Source organism: Pseudomonas sp. KBS0707 (assembly GCF_005937945.2).
GTDB classification, from domain to species: Bacteria; Pseudomonadota; Gammaproteobacteria; order Pseudomonadales; family Pseudomonadaceae; genus Aquipseudomonas; species Aquipseudomonas amygdali.
On sequence record NZ_CP041754.1, the window covers coordinates 1 to 21,597 of the forward strand.

The following is a 21,597-nucleotide window of genomic DNA, read 5'->3' on the forward strand; positions in this document are numbered from 1 at the left end:
ATGTCCCGACTCAATCCCCGGCAGCAGGAAGCCGTGAACTACGTCGGCGGCCCTCTTTTGGTGCTCGCCGGTGCCGGTTCCGGCAAGACCAGTGTGATCACCCGCAAGATTGCGCACCTGATCCAGAACTGCGGCATCCGCGCCCAGTACATTGTCGCCATGACCTTTACCAACAAGGCCGCGCGCGAGATGAAGGAGCGCGTCGGTACGCTGCTCCGAGGCGGCGAAGGACGCGGCCTGACGGTCTCGACCTTCCACAACCTGGGTCTGAACATCATCCGCAAGGAACACACGCGGCTGGGCTACAAACCGGGCTTCTCGATCTTCGACGAGACCGACGTCAAGGCCCTGATGACCGACATCATGCAGAAAGAGTATTCGGGCGATGACGGTGTCGACGAAATCAAGAACATGATCGGTTCGTGGAAAAACGACCTCATTCTGCCTGCCGACGCGCTGGAAAACGCCCGCAACCCCAAGGAACAGACCGCCGCCATCGTCTACACCCACTACCAGCGCACGCTCAAGGCGTATAACGCGGTGGACTTCGACGACCTCATTCTGCTGCCGGTCAAGCTGTTCCAGGAACACGCCGACATTCTGGAGAAATGGCAGAACAAGGTGCGCTACCTGCTGGTGGACGAATATCAGGACACCAACGCCAGCCAGTACCTGCTGGTTAAACTGCTGATCGGTTCGCGCCATCAGTTCACCGTGGTGGGCGACGACGACCAGTCGATCTACGCCTGGCGTGGTGCGCGACCGGAAAACCTGATGCTGCTCAAGGACGACTACCCGTCGTTGAAAGTCGTCATGCTGGAGCAGAACTACCGTTCCACCAGCCGCATCCTGCGCTGTGCCAACGTGCTCATCTCCAACAACCCGCACGCCTTCGAAAAGCAACTGTGGTCCGAGATGGGCCACGGCGACGAAATCCGTGTCATCCGTTGCCGTAACGAAGATGCCGAAGCCGAGCGCGTGGCGATGGAAATCCTCACCCTGCACCTGCGCACCGACCGACCCTACAGCGACTTCGCCATCCTGTATCGCGGCAACTACCAGGCCAAGCTGATCGAACTCAAATTGCAGCACCACCAGGTGCCGTATCGACTTTCGGGCGGCAACAGCTTCTTCGGTCGCCAGGAAGTGAAAGACCTGATGGCGTATTTCCGTTTGCTGGTGAACCCGGACGACGACAACGCCTTCCTGCGGGTCATCAACGTGCCGCGTCGTGAAATCGGCTCGACCACGCTCGAAAAACTCGGTAACTACGCCACCGAACGCAAGGTCTCGATGTACGCCGCCACCGAAGAAATCGGCCTGGGCGAGCACCTGGACAGCCGTTACACCGACCGTTTGCAGCGCTTCAAGCGCTGGATGGACGGCGTGCGCCAGCAATGCGCGCAGAACGACCCCATTGCCGCGCTACGCAGCATGGTCATGGATATCGATTACGAGAACTGGCTGCGGCAGAACAGCTCCAGCGAAAAGGCCGCTGATTACCGGATGAGTAACGTCTGGTTCCTGATCGAGGCGTTGAAAAACACGCTGGAAAAGGACGAAGAAGGCGGTATGACCATTGAGGAAGCCATCGGCAAGCTGGTCCTGCGCGACATGCTTGAACGTCAGCAGGAAGAGGAAGATGGTGCCGAAGGCGTGCAGATGATGACCTTGCACGCCTCCAAGGGGCTGGAGTTTCCTTACGTGTTCATCATGGGCATGGAAGAAGAGATCCTGCCGCACCGCTCCAGCATCGAAGCCGACACCATCGAAGAAGAACGCCGTCTTGCCTATGTCGGCATTACGCGCGCGCGGCAGACTCTGGCCTTCACGTTCGCCGCCAAGCGCAAGCAGTACGGTGAAATCATCGACTGCGCGCCAAGCCGCTTTCTGGATGAGCTGCCCCCGGATGATCTGGCCTGGGAAGGCAATGACGACACTCCGACGGAAGTCAAAGCGGTTCGCGGCAATACCGCGCTTGCCGATATTCGCGCCATGCTGAAACGCTAGTCGACAAACGAAATTGATCATTTATTGCGCAATGGCGCAGTCTAGGAATTGAAGTGGAAGCACTGCACAAGAAGATTCGCGAAGAAGGCATCGTATTGTCCGACCAGGTGCTGAAAGTCGATGCGTTTCTCAACCATCAGATCGATCCGGCCTTGATGAAGGAAATTGGTGACGAATTCGCCCGTCTGTTCGCCGACGCTGGCGTGACCAAAATCGTGACCATCGAAGCTTCCGGCATTGCGCCGGCCGTCATGGCGGGTCTGAACATGGGCGTGCCGGTGATTTTCGCCCGCAAGCACCAGTCCCTGACCCTGACCGAAAACCTGCTGTCGGCGACCGTGTACTCATTCACCAAACAGGTGGAGAGCACCGTGGCGATCTCGCCGCGTCATCTGAGCAGCGACGATCACGTGCTGATCATCGATGACTTCCTCGCCAACGGCAAAGCCTCGCAGGCGCTGATCTCGATCATCAAACAGGCCGGTGCGACCGTGGCCGGGCTGGGGATCGTGATCGAGAAGTCCTTCCAGGGCGGCCGTGCCGAACTGGATGCACAGGGCTATAGAGTGGAATCGCTGGCGCGGGTTGAATCCCTGGCCGGTGGGGTTGTGACGTTCAAGTAACGTGTTCAAGGGAGGACGCAGAGCGTCCGGAAAGGCATGCGACGCGGAGCGCCGCACGATAGTTGCGATTATCGTTCCGTACGCTCCAGCGCGGTAATGCAGTTCTCGACGCTCTGCGTCGCCAAGAGGACGCGGAGCGTCCAGAAAGGCATGCGACGCGGAGCGCCGCACGATAGTTACGATTATCGTTCCGCACGCTCCAGCGTGGGAATGCAGTTCTCGACGCTCTGCGTCGCCGTGTGCGTGCTTCAGCGCGGAATGCCGAGTGCACGCAAACGTCGATACAGGGTGCGTTCGCTCAGCCCCAGCTCTCTGGCCAGCTCACTGCGCGAGCCGTTGAACACTCGCAGTGCATGGGCGAGTTTCTCCAGGCCGTCGTCCTGCTGGCGGTAAGTCACGCCACCCGCTTCTTCGCCCTGACCGCGCACTTCAGCGGGTAAATCCTGTACGCGAATAACGCCGTCATCGGTAAACAGGCGGGCGCGCTCAAGTATGTTGCGCAGTTCGCGGATGTTGCCGGGGTAGCTGTACAGACTCAGCAGCTTCATGGCCTCGGCGTCGACACGCGGAGCAGCACCTGGCGCGATGCGTTGCAGCAGGCTGTCGATCAGCAACGGCAAGTCCTCGCTGCGTTCGCGCAGGGCGGGCAGACGGATCGGGAAGGCGCTGATGCGGTAAAACAAATCCTGGCGAAAACTGCCGTTGGTGACCATCTCCTTGAGCGGTTTGTGTGTGGCCATCACCAGCCGAAAATCCGAATGCACCGTTCGCAGGCTGCCCACCGGGCGGAAGCTGCCTGATTCGATCAGCCGCAACAGCTTGACCTGCATAGCCAGCGGCACTTCGCCGATTTCATCAAGGAACAACGTGCCGCCATGAGCGGCTTCGGCCAGACCGGTCTTGCGCTGTAACGCCCCGGTGAATGCGCCCTTTTCATAGCCGAACAGCTCGCTCTCCAGCAGGGTTTCCGTAAGCCCGGTGCAATCGACCACCACCAACGGTCCGGCGGACCTGGCGCTGCTGGCGTGCAGTGCGCGAGCGAACAATTCCTTGCCGGTACCCGACTCACCCTGCAGCAGCACCGGAATCTGCGCGGGTGCAGCGCGTTGCAAGGCACTCAGGACCTCTTTGAATGCTGCTGAACGACCGACCAGCCCGTGCTGCTGCGGCTGGACCGACGCCACGGCCACCGAGCTCAGTCGCTCGACGTAGGCGATGACTTCACCCCCGTCATCGAGAATCGGCCGCAGCTCCACATCCACATGCTCAGGGCCGCGAGGCGTATGGTGAATATGCAGCAAACGCTCCGGAAGCCGCGTGTCGTGGGCCTTGCGCATCGGGCAATGTTCACCGGCCTGATCGCACGGCACCGCGAACTGATGCGACACCCGATAACACTTCTCGCCCACATGTGGCGTGCCTTCAACGCCGAACTGACGCTGATAGGCGGTGTTGGCCGCGATAATGTTGTAGTCGGTGTCCAGAACGATGGTCGGTCGCAGGTCATGTTCGAGGTATGACACCAGCGACTGCATGCGACTGCCGGGTAAATCAGTGGCGATGAGGGTCATGCTTGCTCCTGTGGATTGGCCGCAGCTTAACCCATCTCGCTGCCAGCTTATGCCACCGTCTGCCAAGCGACTGCCAGAATGTGGCAGTCAGCGCCTTGGCAACCATCACGCGGGTTTTCCGCAGAATCCCTCAACGCCTTGTATTTACTATGCTCAATGGGTTTTCCGGCCGTTGGCATGGTTATTGAGAAGTCATAGCAACGACTGCCAACCGTCCGGCCTGACCAAACGAACCTCGAGGCGATTTACAGCCATGGGAATTGCACATGATCATCGGTGAAAAACTTTATGTCGAAGCCCTCTTCGACAGCCATACCTGGACCATCAGCTACCTGGTGATGGACCTGGCTAGCAAGCAGTGCGCGCTGATCGACAGCGTGCTCGATTACGACCCCAAGTCGGGCCGCACCCGGACCGAGTCTGCCGACCGGATGATCGGCCGGGTACAGGCGCTGGGGGCTTCGGTGCAGTGGATTTTCGAAACCCATGTGCATGCTGATCACCTCACGGCTGCGCCGTACCTGAAACAGCAGCTTGGCGGACAAATCGTCATCGGCAGCCACATCACCGCCGTGCAGGAAACCTTTGGCGCGCTGTTCAACGCGCCGTCTGACTTTGCCCGCAATGGCAGCCAGTTCGATGTGCTGCTGGAAGACAACGCCTCGTTTGCCCTTGGAACACTTCAGGTCAAGGCCATGCATACGCCCGGGCATACACCGGCGTGCATGAGTTACCTGGTGCAGGTTGGTGACGCCACGGTCGCGTTTGTGGGCGACACGCTGTTCATGCCCGATTACGGCACCGCCCGTTGCGACTTTCCCGGAGCCGATGCGCGCACCCTGTACCGCTCCATTCACAAACTGCTGGCGTTGCCGCCTGACACCCTGCTGTTCATGTGCCACGACTACCTGCCCAACGGTCGTGAGCTGAAATACATGACCACCGTCGCCGAACAGCGCGCCAGCAACATCCATGTTCATGACGGTGTAGATGAAGACGCGTTCGTCAGCATGCGTGAAGCCCGTGACATGACGCTGGATATGCCTGTGCTGATGCTGCCTTCGGTGCAGGTCAACATGCGCTGCGGGCACTTTCCCGAGCCGGAAGACAACGGCGTCGTCTACCTGAAGATCCCGCTCAATGCTTTTTGACCGCTGCCCGCCTTGGGAAACTCTGTGATGAATGCTTCGATAACTACCTGTCAGATCCTGATCGTTGGTGGTGGTGCTGCCGGTATCGCCACCGCCGCAAGCCTGCTCGCCCGTGATGCTGCCCTGCAGATCACCCTGGTCGACCCTGCCGATACCCACTATTACCAGCCGGGCTGGACCATGGTCGGCGCGGGCATTTTCACGCCGCAGTCGACGGCACGCAGCATGGCGTCGCTGATTCCCAAAGGTGTGCAGTGGATCAAGGCTGCGGTGGCGACCTTCGAACCGCAGCACAATACCCTGACGCTCGCCGACGGGCGTACGCTTGGCTATCAGCAACTGGTGGCCTGCCCCGGCCTGAAGCTGGACTGGGCGGCCATCGACGGGTTGGTCGAGACGCTGGGTGCCAACGGCGTGACCTCCAACTATCGCTATGACCTGGCACCCTATACCTGGAAGCTGGTGCAGGGCTTGAAGCAAGGGCGCGCGCTGTTTACTCAACCGCCCATGCCGATCAAATGCGCCGGTGCGCCACAGAAGGCCATGTACCTGTCTTGTGACCACTGGCTGAAAACCGGCCGTCTGGCGCAGATCAATACGCAGTTCTTCAACGCCGGTGGCGTGCTGTTTGGTGTGGCGGACTATGTACCGGCGCTGATGAATTACATCGAGCGGTACGCCATCGACCTCAAGTTCAGCCATCGGCTGGTGGCAGTCGACGGGCCGGGCAAGCGTGCTACGTTTGTTTGCACGCAGGCCGATGGCAGCAGCGAAACCGTCGAGCACAGCTTTGAAATGCTGCACGTGGTGCCCCCGCAGATTGCCCCCGACTTCATTCGCAGCAGCCCGCTGGCCGATCCCGCAGGCTGGGTGGACGTGGACCCTGCCACGCTCCGGCATCGACAGTTCGCCAATGTTCATGCTCTGGGTGATGCCACCAATACCAGCAACGCCAAAACCGCAGCCGCCGCCCGCAAGCAGGCACCGGTGGTGGCCAATAATGTGCTGGTCGCGCTGGGTCGTCTGAGTGAGTCTGCCGTCTACGACGGTTATGGCTCGTGCCCGCTGACCGTCGAGAAAGGCCGGATCGTATTGGCTGAATTCACCTATGGCGGCAAGGTTGCGCCGAGCTTCCCGCGCTGGCTGCTGGATGGCCGTCAACCGACCCGGCTGGCCTGGTGGCTGAAAGAACGCGTGCTGCCCGTACTTTACTGGCATGGCATGCTCAAGGGACGTGAATGGTTGGCCAAACCGGAAAAGGCTGACGCCAGGCATGGATGAGCATCAACTGCTGGGCGTTGGCCTGGGGGCGATCATTGGCGTGGTACTGGCGCTGACAGGCGCGGGCGGTGGCATTCTCGCGGTCCCGCTGCTGGTTTTTGGTCTTGGCCTGTCGATTGTCGAAGCGGCACCTGTCGGCCTGCTGGCCGTCGGGCTGGCGGCGGGAATCGGTGCGGTACTGGGACTGCGTCAGGGTATCGTCCGCTATCGCGCTGCCGGGTACATCGCATCCATTGGTGTGCTGATGGCACCTCTTGGCCTGTGGCTCGCCCATCGGCTGCCCAATACACCGCTGGCATTGGTCTTTTCGGTCGTGCTGCTGTACGCATGCACACGTATGTTCATCAGGGCCAGCCGCGAATTGCGCCACGGCCAACCGCCGCCGCGCGCAGAAATGCTGCCCTGCGTGCTCAACCCGCTGCAAGGCCGTTTGCACTGGACCATGCCGTGCCTGCGCGCTTTGACGCTGACGGGCGTGGGTTCAGGGTTATTGTCCGGGCTATTAGGTGTGGGCGGCGGTTTCGTGATCATTCCGGCGCTGACCCGCTACAGCGATCTGAGCATGAAAAGCGTTGTAGCGACGTCACTGGCGGTGATTGCGCTGGTCTCGACGGGCAGCGTCATCACCGCCTCCTTGAGCGGCGTGATGCACTGGACGGTGGGTGCGCCTTTTGCACTGGGTGCAGTCATCGGCTTGATAGCTGGCAGACAAGTCGCCCGCTACCTCGTCGGCCCGCGCCTGCAACAGCTGTTCGCGCTGTGCGGCATTGTTGCCGCGTTCATGCTCGCGTTGTCAGTGCGCTAACCGCCCGAGGACGCAGAGCGTCCAGAAAGGCATTCCCACGCGGAGCATGGGAACGATGAAAATCTTGAGATCACTATCGTGCCAATGCTCCGCGTCACATGCTCGTGCTGACGCCGCGCACTCAAGATCGGACGCAGAGCGTCCGGAAAGGCATTCCCACGCGGAGCATGGGAACGATGAAAATCCCGAGATCACTATCGTGCCAATGCGGAGCATGGGAACGATAGTCGGGGGGGTGGGCTTAAAGCTTCTGCCAGACCTTCGGTTTGAAGAACAGCGTCTCGCCCTTGGCCAGGCCTACCAGGCTGTCGTGGTCTTTTACCACTTCGGCCTCGATCAGTTCGCTTTGCCCTTCCACTTTCAGCGTGACCCGCGTTGTCGCGCCCAGCGGGCGGATGTCGCGGACTTCAGCGGCGTGGTGGTCTTCGATTTCCTGATGCGACAACGACACTTCATGCGGACGGAACAACAGGTGCCCTTCCTCGCCCAGGCTCAGGCGGTTGGAGTCACCCAGGAAGTGGTAGACGAAGTCGTTGGACGGGTTCTCGTAGACCTCGCCCGGCGAGCCGATCTGTTCGATCACACCCTTGTTCATCACCACGATGCGATCAGCCACTTCCATGGCCTCTTCCTGATCGTGGGTCACGAATACCGAGGTCAGGTTAATGTCTTCGTGCAGGCGCGCCAGCCAGCGACGCAGTTCCTTGCGCACCTTGGCGTCCAGCGCCCCGAACGGCTCGTCCAGCAGCAGCACTTTTGGCTCGACCGCCAGGGCGCGGGCCAGGGCGATGCGCTGGCGCTGTCCACCCGACAGTTGCTCCGGATAACGGTCGGCCAGCCAGTCCAGCTGCACCATGTTCAGCAGCTCATGGACCTTCTCGGCAATCCGTGTCTCGTTCGGGCGCTCGCGTTTGGGCTTCATGCGCAGGCCGAACGCGACGTTGTCGAACACCGTCATGTGGCGGAACAGCGCGTAATGCTGGAACACAAAGCCGACGTTGCGATCACGCACGTCATGGCCGGAAACATCTTCGCCATGGAACACGATACTGCCGTCATCCGGGGTTTCCAGGCCGGCAATAATGCGCAACAGGGTGGTCTTGCCGCAGCCTGACGGGCCGAGCAAAGCCACCAGCTCGCCACTCTGGATGTCCAGACTGATGTTGTTCAGGGCCTTGAAGGCGTTGAAATTCTTGCTGACGTTACGGACTTCGATCGACATGATTATTCCTCCGCCGCGTTATGGCGCAGACGGTTAATGCGGGATTCGCTCCACTGCTTGAGCAGCAGGATGAACAGCGCCAGGATCAGCAACAGGCTCGCCACGGCAAAGGCTGCAACGTGGTTGTACTCGTTGTAGAGAATTTCGACGTGCAGCGGCAGGGTATTGGTGACGCCGCGAATGTGCCCGGAAACCACCGACACCGCGCCAAACTCACCCATCGCCCGCGCAGTACACAGCACCACGCCGTAGATCAGGCCCCATTTGATGTTCGGCACCGTGACGTGCCAGAACATCTGCCAGCCATTGGCACCCAGCAGCCGCGCCGCCTCTTCTTCCTGAGTACCCTGCTCCTGCATCAGCGGGATCAGTTCGCGCGCAACGAACGGCACAGTGACGAAAATGGTCGCCAGCACGATGCCCGGCAGGGCAAAGACGATCTGGATATCGTGGTCCTGTAACCACGGCCCGAACAGGCCCTGCGCACCGAACATCAATACGTAGACAAGACCGGCAATGACCGGCGATACCGAGAACGGCAAATCGATCAGCGTGACCAGAATGCTCTTGCCGCGGAACGAATATTTGCTCACGCACCATGCGGCGCTGACGCCGAATACCAGATTGAGCGGCACCGAGATCAGGACCGCAATGACCGTCAGCTTCAGCGCTGACAAGGCATCCGGTTCAAGGATTGCGGTAAAGAACGCGCCCAGACCGTTTTTCAGCCCCTGAGACACCACGATGAACAGCGGCAGGCCCAGAAACAGAAAGAACACCAGCCAGCACAGGCCGATCAGAATACGTCGCGACACCGCGCTGCCACGACGGGCGGCGTTGGCAGAGGCGGCGGCTGAAACAGATGAATAAGACATGTTCTGCGCCTCCTCAGGATGGGGTTTCAATGCGCCGCTGCAGCAGGTTGATCAGCAGCAGCAGAATGAAGGAAACCACCAGCATCATCACGCCGATAGCGGTCGCGCCGGTGTAGTCGTACTGGTCGAGCTTGACCATGATCAGCAGCGGCAGGATCTCGGTTTTCATCGGCATGTTGCCGGCAATGAAAATCACCGAACCGTACTCGCCCACGCCTCTGGCAAACGCCAGAGCGAAGCCGGTCAGCCAGGCAGGCAACAAGGCCGGAACGAGGATGTGGCGAAACACCTGCAGCGGACGCGCGCCCAGGCAGGCAGCGGCTTCTTCGACTTCCTTGGGGATGTCGGCCAGCACAGGCTGCACGGTGCGCACCACGAATGGCAGGGCGACGAACGTCAGCGCCAGGGTAATACCCAACGGCGTGTAGGCGATCTTGAAGCCCAGGTCGGCGGCGAACTGCCCGACCCAGCCGTTGGGCGCGTACAGCGCTGTCAGGGCGATACCGGCCACAGCAGTCGGCAGGGCGAACGGCAGATCGATCATTGCATCGATGATCTTGCGACCGGGGAAGGTGTAACGCACCAGCACCCAGGCCAGCAGCGTGCCGATCACGCCATTGATGAGGGCCGCGTAGAAAGCAGTGCCGAAACTCAGCTTGAGTGCCGCGATCACGCGTGGTGCCGTGATGATGGTCCAGAACTGATCCCAGGTCAGCTGCGCGGCATGCACGAACATGGCGGCCAGCGGTATTAGCACAATCAGACTGAGGTACACCAAGGTGTAGCCCAGCGTCAGCCCGAAGCCGGGTATGACGGGGGAGATACGACGCGACATAAAAGTCCCTGGTTTCACTTGCACGAAGCCCGGACGTTAATCCGGGCTGCTTGACCCAACCTGCAATGCCACTCGCACGGCATCCTGATTCGGCTTATTGCGCCTGATAAATCTGGTCGAACACGCCGCCGTCATTGAAAAACTTCGGCTGCGCAGTTTTCCAGCCGCCAAAGTCTTTGTCGATAGTCACCAGATCAAGTTTCGGGAATTGCTTCTCGTACTTGGCGGCTACTTCGGCATCACGTGGACGATAGAAGTTTTTCGCAGCAATTTCCTGACCTTCCTTGCTGTAAAGGTGCTTCAGGTATTCAGTCGCGATTTCAGTGTTGCCTTTCTTCTCGGCGTTCTTGTCGACTACGGCTACCGGAGGTTCGGCGAGAATCGACAGCGACGGCACGACGATGTCGAACTTGTCTTTGCCACCGTCTTCTTTCAGCGCCAGGAATGCTTCGTTTTCCCACGCCAGCAGCACGTCACCCTGACCGTTGTTGACGAAGGTGATGGTCGAACCACGCGCACCGGTGTCCAGAATCGGCACGTGCTTGAACAGCGTCTGCACATATTCCTTGGCTTTGGCTTCGTCGCCGCCGCCCGCCTTCAGGCCGTAGGCCCAGGCCGCCAGGAAGTTCCAGCGTGCACCACCTGAGGTTTTCGGGTTCGGCGTGATCACCGAGACGTCTTTCTTGATCAGGTCGCCCCAGTCCTTGATGCCTTTGGGGTTGCCCTTGCGCACCAGAAACACGATGGTCGAGGTGTAAGGCGTGCTCGCATCCGGCAGACGGGTCTGCCAGTTTTCGGGCAGGGTCTTGCCCAGCTTGGCGATTTCGTCGATGTCACCGGCCAGTGCCAGGGTCACCACGTCTGCACGCAGACCGTCGATCACGCCACGGGCCTGCTTGCCCGAACCACCGTGGGACTGCTTGATCTCGACCTTGTCGTCCGGATGGGATTTTTTCCAGAAGTTGACGAATTCTGCGTTGTAATCCTGATACAGCTCGCGGGTCGGATCGTAAGACACGTTGAGCAGTTCGTAATCCTTGGCAACAGCCGAACCTGCGAAAACAGCACTGGCGAGAGCGGCCAGAGCAAAACGGCGAATGGACATAGATGAAGCTCCTGGAAATGCGGTGTGTTGGCTTTTTTAATTTCTTCTTGGCGCGTCAGAACGGCATCCGCACGGGCGCGCTGCTTTTTTCAGGGGAGGTATCAGGAGTCAGGATGAAGCCCTCCGGTTGACCAGTCGGGTAATGCCGCTTCAGCTCTGCTTGGCGGCGGGGTTCTGCAAACGAAACTTTTCCTTGCGCTCGATCTGCACCACTTGCGCGTTATGCACAGTGATTTCGACGGCGCCAAAACGCAGGTCACGCAACGCACTCTGAATCTCACGCAGAATTGCTGCTTCGTCCTGACCGTCAACACTACGTAGAGATGCGCTCATTGTCTTATTCCTTGAAAGATGAGAAGCCGGCCGTCGCGACTGGGGGCGATGGCGTATGGCGGTGAGGCAATAATAATGAGGTGCGGATATTCTTAAAAAGACTATTTAAGAATGCAGATATAACCAAAAGAAATTTAGCGGTTAGAGATTTTGCCAGGATGCGTTGCACACCCTGGCAAGCCTTGCTCTTGCGGCTTCAGCCGGGCTGCTCGAAGACCGGTGCATGCGTCCAGTCTATCGCTTGCGCGACCATTGGCCGGGCAAACCAGTAGCCCTGTCCCAACTGGCAACTGTTGCCCAGCAGGAACGCAGCCTGATTCGCATGCTCGATGCCTTCAGCCAGAACCCGCATGCCCAGGCTGCCCGCCAGCGCGATGACCGCTCTGACAATCGCGATGTCGTCATCGTCGCCCGGCAGTCCGGCCACAAAACCCTGGTCGATCTTCAGCTTCTGAACCGGCATGCGCTTGAGCCGCAGCAGCGAAGAATAACCCGTACCGAAGTCATCGATGGCCAGGCTCAGGCCCAGTTCGCGCAGGCGATGCAATTGTTCGATGGCCTGTTCGGGGTCTTCCATGACTGCGCTTTCAGTCACTTCCAGCTCCAGAAAGGCAGGCTCAAGCCCGGTCTCATGCAGTGCCTGTGCTACCCGACGGTCGAGGTCGCCATGATTGAACAGGCGGCTGGAGACGTTTACCGCGACGAACTCGACCGGCACGCCTTCCGCCAGCCAGGCCTTCATCTGCAGACAGGCGGTTTTCAAGACCCAGGCATCAATATCAGCGATCAGCCCGCTTTGCTCGGCAATCGGAATGAATTCCCCCGGCGAAACCATCCCGCGCTCGGGGTGCTGCCAGCGCACCAGCGCCTCGACACCGCGAATACGGCGGGTGACAAGGTCATGAACCGGCTGATAGAAGACCCGCAGTTGTTCCAGTTCGACGGCCTGACGCAGTTCATAGGCCAGTTGCACGCGCTGTTGGGCGTGGGCGGTCAATTCCTCGGTGTACAACGCATAACACTCACGACCGTCGCCCTTGGCCTTGAACAGCGCCGAGTCTGCATTGCGCAACAGTTGCTCGGCGGTCAGCGCATCGCCGGGGAACAGGCTGATGCCAATGCTGGCAGTGACAAACAGCTGATGCGCGGCAATCGCGAACGGTGCCTTGAGCGCATTGATCACCTGCTGTGCCAGCGCGGCAGCCTGAACCAGCTGCGAGCAATTCTTGATCAACAGGGCGAACTCGTCGCCGCCCGGACGCGCCAGAGTCATTTCATTGCCGGACACGCTTTTGAGCCGCTCGGCGACGGCCCTGAGCACATCGTCGCCCACGTTGTGGCCAAGGCTGTCATTGATGTTCTTGAAGTGGTCCAGGTCGATCAGCAACAGTGCGCAGCCGCGTTTGCTGGCGCGCGCCGAAGTCAGCGTCTGGCTGATGCGATCAGTCAGCAGCAGGCGATTGGGCAAATCGGTCAGCCCATCGAAGTGGATCAACTGGGCCAGCTCCTGCTCGGAGCGTTTGATAGCTGTAATGTCGGAAAACACCGCTACAAAGTGCCTGGGTTGGCCGTCATCGCCCATAACGCTGCGAATGGTCTGCCATTGCGGATAGATCTCGCCGCTTTTACGCCGATTCCAGATCTCGCCGCTCCACTGGCCCTCGCTGATGATCGAGTGATACATCTGTTTGTAGAACTTCGGGCCGTGTCGGCCGGACTTGAACTTGCTGGGGTTGAGGCCCAGTACTTCTTCGGCCTGATAACCAGTGATATCGACGAAAGCGCGGTTGACGTGAACGATGTGGCCCTGCGCATCGCTGACCAGCACCCCTTCGCGAGTGCTGTCGAACACCGCTTCCGCCAGCCGCAGCCGGTCGTAATCGGCTTGTTGGCGCTGAAAAAGCGCATCGCCGCCGATCAGGCTTCTCAATCTGTCACGTGCGATGAAGATCATGACCGCGCTGAGCAACACCCAGCTGTAACCGGCCATCAGTTGCCAGAACGCCAATCGAGCAGGTTCTTTTATGAAAAAGGGCAGCAACAGGTCGCACGTCACAAACCACAAAATGGACAGCAGCCCATACAGGACGGCCGTTCGCAGCGCGCCAAGGGAGTAATCTGACATCGGAAACGAAGAACCTCAGATAAAGCCGGAATTATAAAGCAAGAAACATCCTGCGACTCTTATCTGAAAGGGTGACTGGTTTTCTGTGGAATGTCAGTGATAATGCACGCGTAACTTTTTTCTTCATGAGTATCTTTACGAGGGCCAAACAGCCTATGTGTTACAACGGTTTGCTCGACCTTTCCGTCTGGCAGGTAATAGCAGTCACGCTGGCGATGACCCATGTGACTATTGTCGGCGTCACGGTCTATCTGCACCGCTACTCAGCCCACCGCTCGCTTGAGCTCAATGCGGGGCTGAAACACTTCTTCCGTTTCTGGCTGTGGCTGACCACTGCCCAGAACACCCGCGAGTGGACAGCCATCCACCGCAAACACCACGCAAAATGCGAAACCGTCGACGACCCGCACAGCCCGGTCGTCAAAGGCCTGTCCACCGTGCTGCGCAAAGGCGCCGAGCTGTACCGCGAAGAAGCTCAGAACCAGGACACCCTGCGTATCTACGGCAAGAACTGCCCGGAAGACTGGATCGAGCGCAACCTGTATTCGCGCTACAAGCTGCTGGGTATCGCCCTGATGGCAGTCATCGACGTGGCACTGTTCGGTGCGCTCGGTATCACCGTGTGGGCCGTCCAGATGATGTGGATTCCCTTCTGGGCTGCTGGCGTGGTCAACGGTCTGGGCCATGCCGTCGGCTATCGCAACTTCGAATGCCGTGACGCGGCCACCAATCTGGTGCCGTGGGGCATCGTGATCGGTGGTGAAGAGCTGCACAACAACCACCACACCTATCCCAACTCGGCCAAGCTGTCGGTCAAGCCCTGGGAATTCGACATGGGCTGGGCGTGGATCAAACTGTTCAGTTTCCTGGGGCTGGCCAAAGTCCAGCGGGTCGCGCCCATCGCCCATCGGGTCGAAGGCAAGGGCCACATGGACATGGACACCGCCATGGCGATCCTCAACAACCGTTTCCAGATCATGGGGCAGTATCGCAAGCTGGTAATTGCGCCGCTGGTTGCCCAGGAACTGGCCAAGGCCGACGAATCGGTGCGTCATCAGTTCAGTCGCGCCAAACGGCTGCTGTCACGTGAGACCAGTCTGCTCGATGACAAGCACCACTTGCGCATCCAGACCATGCTGGAACATAGCCATGCGCTGAAAGTGATCTACGAAAAGCGTCTGGCGTTGCAGCAGATCTGGGTCAAGACCAGCAGCAATGGCCATGACATGCTTTCAGCCATCAAAGAGTGGATTCACGAGGCCGAAGCCAGTGGTATTCACTCGCTGCGTGAGTTCGCCGACCAGCTGAAAACCTACTCGCTACGCCCCGCCCACGCCTGATACCGTTGATCGGCGCGCCTCCCGCAGGTGCGCCGGTCCCGGAACTTATCCCCTGCCAATCTATCTCATCAACTTTCCCGCCAAACGGGATAGGGCACGGCACTGGCCGTAACGCTTGAGATGGATCTTATGGAAAAGCAGCCTCCTACCTCCCTACCCGGCACGCCGATCACTGATATGCCCGCAGCCGCAGAAACCCTGTTAGCCCTGATGCACGCCCAGGCAGAAGTTGCCCGCTTGAGCGAGCGTGAACAACTGTTCAGCTCATTGTTGGTGAGCGTGAATGCTGTTCTGTGGGCGTTTGACTGGGAAACCCAGCACATGATTTACGTCAGCCCGGCGTACGAGCGTATCTTCGGCCGCTCGGCGGGCTTGCTGCTGGCCGATTACAGCGAGTGGCGCGACAGTATCTACCCGGATGACCTGAACTACGCCGAGCGCAGCCTCAACGAGGTGATCGAGAAAGGCTCCATCGAGGACCGCGAGTACCGAATCATCCGTGCGGATGGCGAAGTACGCTGGCTCAGCGACAAATGCTTCGTCAGCCATCGCGCCGACGCCAGCCAGCGCCTGATCGTGGTGGGCATCGCCGAAGACATCACCGACAAGAAGCACCTCGAGGATGAGCTGCAGCGCCTGGCAACCACCGACGTACTGACCCAGAGCAGCAACCGTCGGCACTTTTTCGAATGCGCCCAGCGCGAGTTCGAACTGGCTCGCCTCAACGGCACTCCGCTGGCCTTTCTGCTGCTGGATATCGATGACTTCAAGCTGGTCAACGACACCTACGGCCATCAGGAAGGCGATACCGTGTTGCAACGCATCGCTGAAAGTGGCCGCTCGGCACTGAGACGTGGTGATTTGTTCGGGCGTATCGGTGGCGAAGAGTTCGCCGCGGTATTCCCTGGCTGCGCGCCGGATATGGCCATGCAGATCGCCGAGCGCCTGCAACGCGAGATCCAGCGCCAGAACTTTCAGTCAGGCGGCACCACCTTCAGCATCACCGCCAGCCAGGGCCTGACTAATCTGGGCCCGGAAGACTCAAGCCTGGAAACCCTCTACGGCCGCGCCGACGCCGCCATGTATCAGGCCAAGCGCCAGGGCAAGAATCAGATCGTGCTGGTCTGACATGCCCTCTCGACTGTAGAGGGCACGACTGGCCCCTTCGCGAGCAAGGCGGATCGCCGCCCGGTCCGCTCCCACAAACTCACGGCATCAAGTCCTGTGGGGGTCTGCGGTGCCCTGTAGGAGCGGACTTGTCCGCGAAGAGGGCGGTACAGTCAATGCATTGGCTGTGTTTGGAATATAGCCTTCGCGAGCAAGTGCGCACACGGCATCACACCCTGTGGGCGCGACCGGGGCGGCGATCCGTCTTGCTCGCGAAGGCCTCAGTCAGGTTCTACTTCTCGAGCGGGCCCTGAATGGCGCTGGCCGGGTCCTCGATTACAGCAGCCTCTTCGGCAGGTGGTTCAGGTGTCAGGTCCAGCAAATCAGGCTCGTCCTCCCCCTCGACCGTCTCGGCAGCCACTTCAGGTTCGGTCGGCAAGGGTTTCAACAGGCTAGGGTCAGTCACGCCGGTCAGTTTCTTGCGCAAACGCTGCAAGTCACCGACGCTCAGCTTCAACAACTTGGCCGACTTGGTCTTGATCAGCGTGTTGACACTCTCTTCCTCGCCCAGACGTGCCATCTGCCCCGCCAGGTTCATTGCCAGCACTTCGCGAGTGAAGATACCGGTGTTGTACTGATACACCGCAGCGATCAGCTCACGCAGTTCCAGCGGCAAACGCCAGCGGGTGCGCAGAGCGGAACCGAAGGCAGCGGAATACTGCTCCAGCGATTGCTTGATCACGTCTTCATTCAACTCGCCGCCAGCCAGCAGCCATTCCTGCAAACAACCCAGCACAGCAAGATCGCCCAGCGACTGCAGCAGACCGGCACAGAAGCAACGCTCTACATCCAGCTCCAGCATGCCGCCCAGAATGCGCGCGTAATCAGCCGTTCGCTGCGACATGGTCCAAAGCTCACTGGCCCGGGCCAGCAACGCGTCGCTGGTCAGCACGGCCATACGTTTCTTGGCCAGGCCTGACGCGATATTTGCGCCCTGCACCGGCCCGAGAATGGCCAGCGCCCCGCCCATGGTCTGCACCGGCTTGCCCAAATGTTGCGCGGCACTGTTGGCGGCCGCGATCAACACGGCAGTGATGTGCGGATCGTTGCGCAGCTCCTGCTCCAGCAAGGCAGCGTCGAGGCCGTTGGCGGTCTGGCTGAGTTTTATCGCCGTCGCGACATCGACGAACAGCGGTGCGCCGTCAGCCACGTCACGGCGCTTGTCGAGAAACTTGGTCAGCGTCAAACCCGGCGTCAGCGCGGGCACTGCGCCCGCAACCGGGGCCTGACGTTCCAGCAGCAGGCTTTCCAGGCGCTGGCGTAGCCCTTCGGTATTCAGGGGTTTGGTCAGATAAGCAGTCGGCGCCAGTGGCAAGACCTCACGCACGCTGGCGCTGTCGTTGCGATTGCTGATCAGAATGAAAGGGATGGCGGGCTGACGACGCAGGTTGCGTACGCCACGCAACAGGCTCAACCCGTCGATCCCCGGCAGCTCGCGTGCGGCGATGATCAGGTCAGGCAGTTGTTTCTTCATCCATTCGACGGCCTGCTTGCCATCGGTACACATTTCCAGGTCGACGTCCGCTCGCACACCCAACACCAGATCGCTGAGTGTTTCGCGAACCCACGGATCAGACTCAGCAATCAATACGCGAGGTACCGCGGGCAAATCTACAGCAGTCATCATGACTCTCCGACATCGATGCGTTCACCTTAGCCAAAGCCATCGTCCGGATATAGCAAAAAGAGCGAAATACCCTGCTCCAGAACAAAAAAACCCGTCGAAACGGGCTTTTTTTGTCTGTTTGGTCATAAATTAATCAATTTACGACTTCACACTTTTTACGCGATTTCAGCGAAGCATTCTTCCAGAATGGCCAGCCCACGGGTCAGCAATTCGTCTTCAGCGGTCAACGGTACCAGTACGCGCAACACGTTGCCGTAAGTACCGCAGGACAGCAGGATCAGACCCTTGTCACGCGCCTTGGCAACTACCTGCACCACTGCTGCGGCGTTAGGCTTGTGCGAATCGCCATCTTCGAACAGCTCGACGGCAATCATCGCGCCCAGCGCACGCACTTCGCCAATGACCGGGTACTTGGCCTGAATGCCCTTGAGCGCAGTCACCAGACGCTCGCCCACCGCCTTGCAACGGTCCAGCAGGTGCTCTTCTTCGAAGATATCCAGCACCGCCAGCGCCGCAGCGCAAGCAACCGGGCTACCAGCATAAGTGCCGCCCAGACCGCCCGGTGCGATGGCATCCATGTATTCAGCCTTGCCGCACACGCCCGCCAGCGGGAAGCCACCGGCGATGGACTTGGCGAAGGTGGTCAGGTCGGCCGCAACGCCCATCTGCTCCATCGCGAAGAACGTGCCGGTACGGCCAGCGCCGGTCTGCACTTCGTCAGCGATCAGCAAAATGCCGTGCTTGTCGCACAGCTCGCGCAGACGCAGCATGAACGCCTTCGGTGCCACGTAGAAACCACCTTCGCCCTGAACCGGCTCGATGATGATCGCAGCGATGTCCTTGGGTTCGGCGTCGTTCTTGAAGATGCGCTCGATGCTGGCGATGGAATCGTCAACGCTCACACCATGCAGCTCGCAAGGGTACAGCGCGCGGAAGATACCGCCCGGCATCAGGCCCATGCCCGCCGAGTAAGGCACAACCTTACCGGTCAGGCCCAGGGTCATCATAGTGCGACCGTGGTAAGCGCCGGTGAAGGCGATCACGCCCGCACGGCCAGTGGCAGCACGCGCGATCTTCACGGCGTTTTCAACCGCTTCGGAACCGGTGGTCACCAGCAGGGTTTTCTTGTCGAAATCACCCGGCACTTTGGCGTTGATCTTCTCGCACAGCTCGACGTAAGGCTCGTAGGCCAGCACCTGGAAGCAGGTATGGCTCAGCTTGGTAAGTTGCTCTTGCACAGCGGCAATGATCTTCGGGTGCAGGTGACCGGTGTTCAGAACGGCAATACCGCCCGCGAAGTCGATGAACTCACGACCTTCCACGTCGGTAACGGTCGCGTTCTTCGCCGAAGCAGCGAAGATCGGGTGGATCTGACCAACGCCACGCGGGACGGCAGCATGGCGGCGTTGCATCAGGGATTCGTTAGTCTTGCTCATGTATTCCTCATTCGCCGCTCATCGGTCGGCGTGGGTCAAGGATCAAGCGGACCGGATCAACTGCGGCAGCATACGATGATCGACTGCTGCAGCCTTCAGGCCACCAGGAAATTACGGTGCAACAAAAGCCGATGACACGTCGCTCTCGCGCATCATCGGATGCAATACCTCAACGTCAGTCAGACCGAGTCAATCAAACCGGGTCAGTCAGACCGACAGGCAGAGGTATTTGATTTCCAGATAATCTTCGATGCCGTACTTGGAGCCTTCACGGCCCAGACCGGACGACTTGATACCACCAAACGGTGCCAGTTCGTTGGAGATAAGGCCGGTGTTGATGCCTACCATGCCATATTCCAGCGCTTCGGCAACACGGAACACACGGCTCATGTTCTGCGCATAGAAGTACGACGCCAGACCGAACTCGGTGTCGTTGGCCATCGCAATCACTTCAGCCTCGTCCTTGAAGCGGAACAGCGGGGCCAGCGGACCAAAGGTTTCTTCCCTGGCCACGGCGGCATCTTTCGATACGTTGACCAGAATAGTCGGCTCGAAGAACGAGCCTTCCAGGCTGTTGCCGCCAGTCAGCACGGTTGCGCCTTTGCTGACCGCGTCGGCGATGTGTTCCTTGACCTTGGCCACGGCCTTGTCGTCGATCAACGGGCCGGTGGTGACGCCGTCTTCCAGACCGTTACCGATCTTCAACTTGCCGACCGCCGCCTTGAGCTTCTCGGCGAACGCGTCATACACCGCGTCCTGCACATAGATACGGTTGGCGCACACGCAGGTCTGACCATTGTTGCGGTACTTGGAAATCATCGCGCCTTCGACCGCCTTGTCGAGGTCGGCGTCGTCGAACACGATGAAAGGCGCGTTACCGCCCAGCTCCAGGGACACCTTCTTGATGTCCTTGGCGCACTCGGCCATCAACTGGCGACCAATGTCGGTCGAGCCGGTGAAGGACAGTTTGCTCACAATCGGATTACCGGTCAGCTCGGCACCGATATCGCCTGCGCTGCCGGTCACCACGCTGAACACACCAGCCGGGATACCCGCACGCTCGGCCAGTTCAGCCAGGGCCAGTGCCGAGAACGGCGTTTGCGACGCAGGCTTGAGCACCATGGTGCAGCCCGCCGCCAGTGCCGGACCGGCCTTGCGGGTGATCATTGCCGCCGGGAAGTTCCACGGGGTGATCGCCGCCGTCACACCAATCGGCTGCTTGAGCACGATCAGGCGCTTGTCCGGCTGGTGACCGGGGATCACATCGCCATAGACGCGCTTGGCTTCTTCAGCGAACCACTCGATAAACGACGCGGCGTAGGTGATCTCGCCCTTGGCTTCGGCCAGCGGCTTGCCCTGCTCCAGGGTCATCAACAGGCCCAGGTCGTCCTGGTTCTCGATCATCAGCTCGAACCAGCGGCGCAGCTTGTTGCCGCGCTCTTTGGCGGTCAGCGCACGCCAGGCCGGCAGCGCCTTGTCAGCCGCCTCAATCGCCCGACGCGTCTCGGCTGCGCCCATTTTGGGCACAGTGCCGAGGATTTCGTTATTGGCAGGGTTGTTGACCTTGATCGACTGACCACCGTCCGCATCCAGCCACTGGCCGTTGATGTAGGCTTGCTGGCGGAACAGTGTGGAATCTTTGAGCTGCATGTCGGCCTCCTAAACAGCATCGCCCGAGAGGCGACGCGAACAATTGAATATCGATGCACCCCATTTGGAAGCCATCGTCAGGAAAACATTCCATCGGGTTCCAGCGCTGCGCAACGCAGGAAGGCAGGAAGACCGAACAAGAGCGTTTGAAATCTCAAACGAATCCTAGGCATTGCGGGGGCAAAGGACAATAGCCCGTTCGAAAAAAAGAACGGACGTACGGAGGTGGGTGGTTTTCTGATCAGCGCCGAACCTGACCGCAAGGCAGCCGCAGCGTGATCAGGCAGCGCATAAAAGCCGTGAGCGACCACGGAGCAACCGGCGAAGGTCACGATCAACCTCAAGGCATTGCCGAACGACCCGGTCATCGTCCTGGCCGGGCCGTGGCTGATCGAGTTCGACAGCGCCATGACCACCGCAGGGCCCAGCGCAGCTTTTAAC

The 21,597-nt window shown here is 59.8% G+C and carries 17 protein-coding genes and 1 pseudogene; 7 read left to right on the top strand and 11 right to left on the bottom strand.

Annotated features, from left to right (window positions below):
• Together rep and FFH21_RS00010 are read left to right on the top strand one after the other, a co-directional pair.
• On the top strand, positions 1-2,010 hold the full coding sequence (gene rep, locus FFH21_RS00005; RefSeq protein WP_004660029.1) for a DNA helicase Rep: 2,010 nt from the start codon (positions 1-3) through the stop codon (positions 2,008-2,010).
• 53 nt (positions 2,011-2,063) lie between these two features.
• Positions 2,064-2,633 carry a xanthine phosphoribosyltransferase gene (locus tag FFH21_RS00010; protein ID WP_002551388.1) on the top strand — a complete coding sequence of 190 codons (570 nt, stop codon included), beginning with the start codon at positions 2,064-2,066 and terminating at the stop codon, positions 2,631-2,633.
• 248 nt (positions 2,634-2,881) lie between these two features.
• Here the strand turns inward: FFH21_RS00010 and FFH21_RS00025 are convergent, their stop codons facing one another.
• Positions 2,882-4,204, bottom strand: coding sequence for a sigma-54-dependent Fis family transcriptional regulator (locus tag FFH21_RS00025; protein WP_011167319.1), 1,323 nt, complete (start codon positions 4,202-4,204; stop codon positions 2,882-2,884).
• 266 nt (positions 4,205-4,470) lie between these two features.
• On the opposite strand from FFH21_RS00025, the gene FFH21_RS00030 reads away from it, so the two are divergent.
• From FFH21_RS00030 to FFH21_RS00040, 3 genes are read left to right on the top strand one after another with little or no spacing between them, the layout of a single operon-like run.
• On the top strand, positions 4,471-5,355 hold the full coding sequence (locus FFH21_RS00030) for an MBL fold metallo-hydrolase (protein WP_004660024.1): 885 nt from the start codon (positions 4,471-4,473) through the stop codon (positions 5,353-5,355).
• 27 nt (positions 5,356-5,382) lie between these two features.
• Positions 5,383-6,636 carry an FAD/NAD(P)-binding oxidoreductase gene (locus tag FFH21_RS00035; RefSeq protein ID WP_011167320.1) on the top strand — a complete coding sequence of 418 codons (1,254 nt, stop codon included), beginning with the start codon at positions 5,383-5,385 and terminating at the stop codon, positions 6,634-6,636.
• Entirely contained in the window at positions 6,629-7,441 is an 813-nt protein-coding gene (locus FFH21_RS00040) for a sulfite exporter TauE/SafE family protein (protein WP_011167321.1), read from the top strand. Before FFH21_RS00035 ends, FFH21_RS00040 begins: the two co-directional genes overlap by 8 nt.
• 241 nt (positions 7,442-7,682) lie before the next feature.
• On the opposite strand, the gene FFH21_RS00050 is transcribed toward FFH21_RS00040, so the two are convergent.
• The 6 genes from FFH21_RS00050 to dibA all read right to left on the bottom strand — a co-directional run bounded on the left by FFH21_RS00050 (position 7,683) and on the right by dibA (position 13,936).
• Positions 7,683-8,663, bottom strand: coding sequence for a sulfate/molybdate ABC transporter ATP-binding protein (locus FFH21_RS00050; protein WP_011167322.1), 981 nt, complete (start codon positions 8,661-8,663; stop codon positions 7,683-7,685).
• Between the two features lie 2 nt (positions 8,664-8,665).
• On the bottom strand, positions 8,666-9,538 hold the full coding sequence (gene cysW / locus FFH21_RS00055; RefSeq protein WP_004662918.1) for a sulfate ABC transporter permease subunit CysW: 873 nt from the start codon (positions 9,536-9,538) through the stop codon (positions 8,666-8,668).
• Between the two features lie 13 nt (positions 9,539-9,551).
• Positions 9,552-10,373 carry a sulfate ABC transporter permease subunit CysT gene (cysT, locus tag FFH21_RS00060; RefSeq protein ID WP_011167323.1) on the bottom strand — a complete coding sequence of 274 codons (822 nt, stop codon included), beginning with the start codon at positions 10,371-10,373 and terminating at the stop codon, positions 9,552-9,554.
• A gap of 94 nt (positions 10,374-10,467) precedes the next feature.
• The gene (locus tag FFH21_RS00065; RefSeq protein ID WP_002551396.1) at positions 10,468-11,478 is read right to left on the bottom strand and encodes a sulfate ABC transporter substrate-binding protein; all 1,011 of its coding nucleotides are present in this window, start codon (positions 11,476-11,478) and stop codon (positions 10,468-10,470) included.
• Positions 11,479-11,628: 150 nt separating this feature from the next.
• Complete coding sequence (gene oscA / locus FFH21_RS00070; protein ID WP_002551397.1) at positions 11,629-11,811, bottom strand: sulfur starvation response protein OscA; 183 nt, start codon at positions 11,809-11,811, stop codon at positions 11,629-11,631.
• A 196-nt stretch (positions 11,812-12,007) separates the two neighbouring features.
• The gene (gene dibA, locus FFH21_RS00075; RefSeq protein WP_011167324.1) at positions 12,008-13,936 is read right to left on the bottom strand and encodes a phosphodiesterase DibA; all 1,929 of its coding nucleotides are present in this window, start codon (positions 13,934-13,936) and stop codon (positions 12,008-12,010) included.
• 155 nt (positions 13,937-14,091) lie between these two features.
• Between dibA and desA the strand changes: the two genes are divergently transcribed.
• Together desA and FFH21_RS00085 are read left to right on the top strand one after the other, a co-directional pair.
• Positions 14,092-15,276, top strand: a complete 1,185-nt coding sequence (gene desA / locus FFH21_RS00080; protein WP_041924372.1) for a delta-9 fatty acid desaturase DesA — start codon at positions 14,092-14,094, stop codon at positions 15,274-15,276.
• 129 nt (positions 15,277-15,405) lie between these two features.
• The gene (locus FFH21_RS00085; RefSeq protein WP_002551400.1) at positions 15,406-16,404 is read left to right on the top strand and encodes a sensor domain-containing diguanylate cyclase; all 999 of its coding nucleotides are present in this window, start codon (positions 15,406-15,408) and stop codon (positions 16,402-16,404) included.
• Positions 16,405-16,675: 271 nt separating this feature from the next.
• Here FFH21_RS00085 and FFH21_RS00090 read toward each other — a convergent pair whose 3' ends face one another.
• From FFH21_RS00090 to FFH21_RS30940, 4 genes and pseudogenes are all read right to left on the bottom strand, one after another.
• Entirely contained in the window at positions 16,676-18,070 is a 1,395-nt protein-coding gene (locus tag FFH21_RS00090) for a response regulator (protein WP_081002665.1), read from the bottom strand.
• Between the two features lie 155 nt (positions 18,071-18,225).
• Entirely contained in the window at positions 18,226-19,506 is a 1,281-nt protein-coding gene (gene gabT, locus FFH21_RS00100; RefSeq protein ID WP_011167328.1) for a 4-aminobutyrate--2-oxoglutarate transaminase, read from the bottom strand.
• Between the two features lie 207 nt (positions 19,507-19,713).
• Positions 19,714-21,156 (bottom strand): NADP-dependent succinate-semialdehyde dehydrogenase, encoded by a 1,443-nt coding sequence (gabD, locus tag FFH21_RS00105; RefSeq protein WP_011167329.1) that lies wholly within the window; start codon positions 21,154-21,156, stop codon positions 19,714-19,716.
• Positions 21,157-21,485: 329 nt separating this feature from the next.
• Positions 21,486-21,566 (bottom strand): annotated as a pseudogene (locus tag FFH21_RS30940) (LysE family translocator); the annotation flags it as partial.
• Positions 21,567-21,597: the final 31 nt, after the last annotated feature.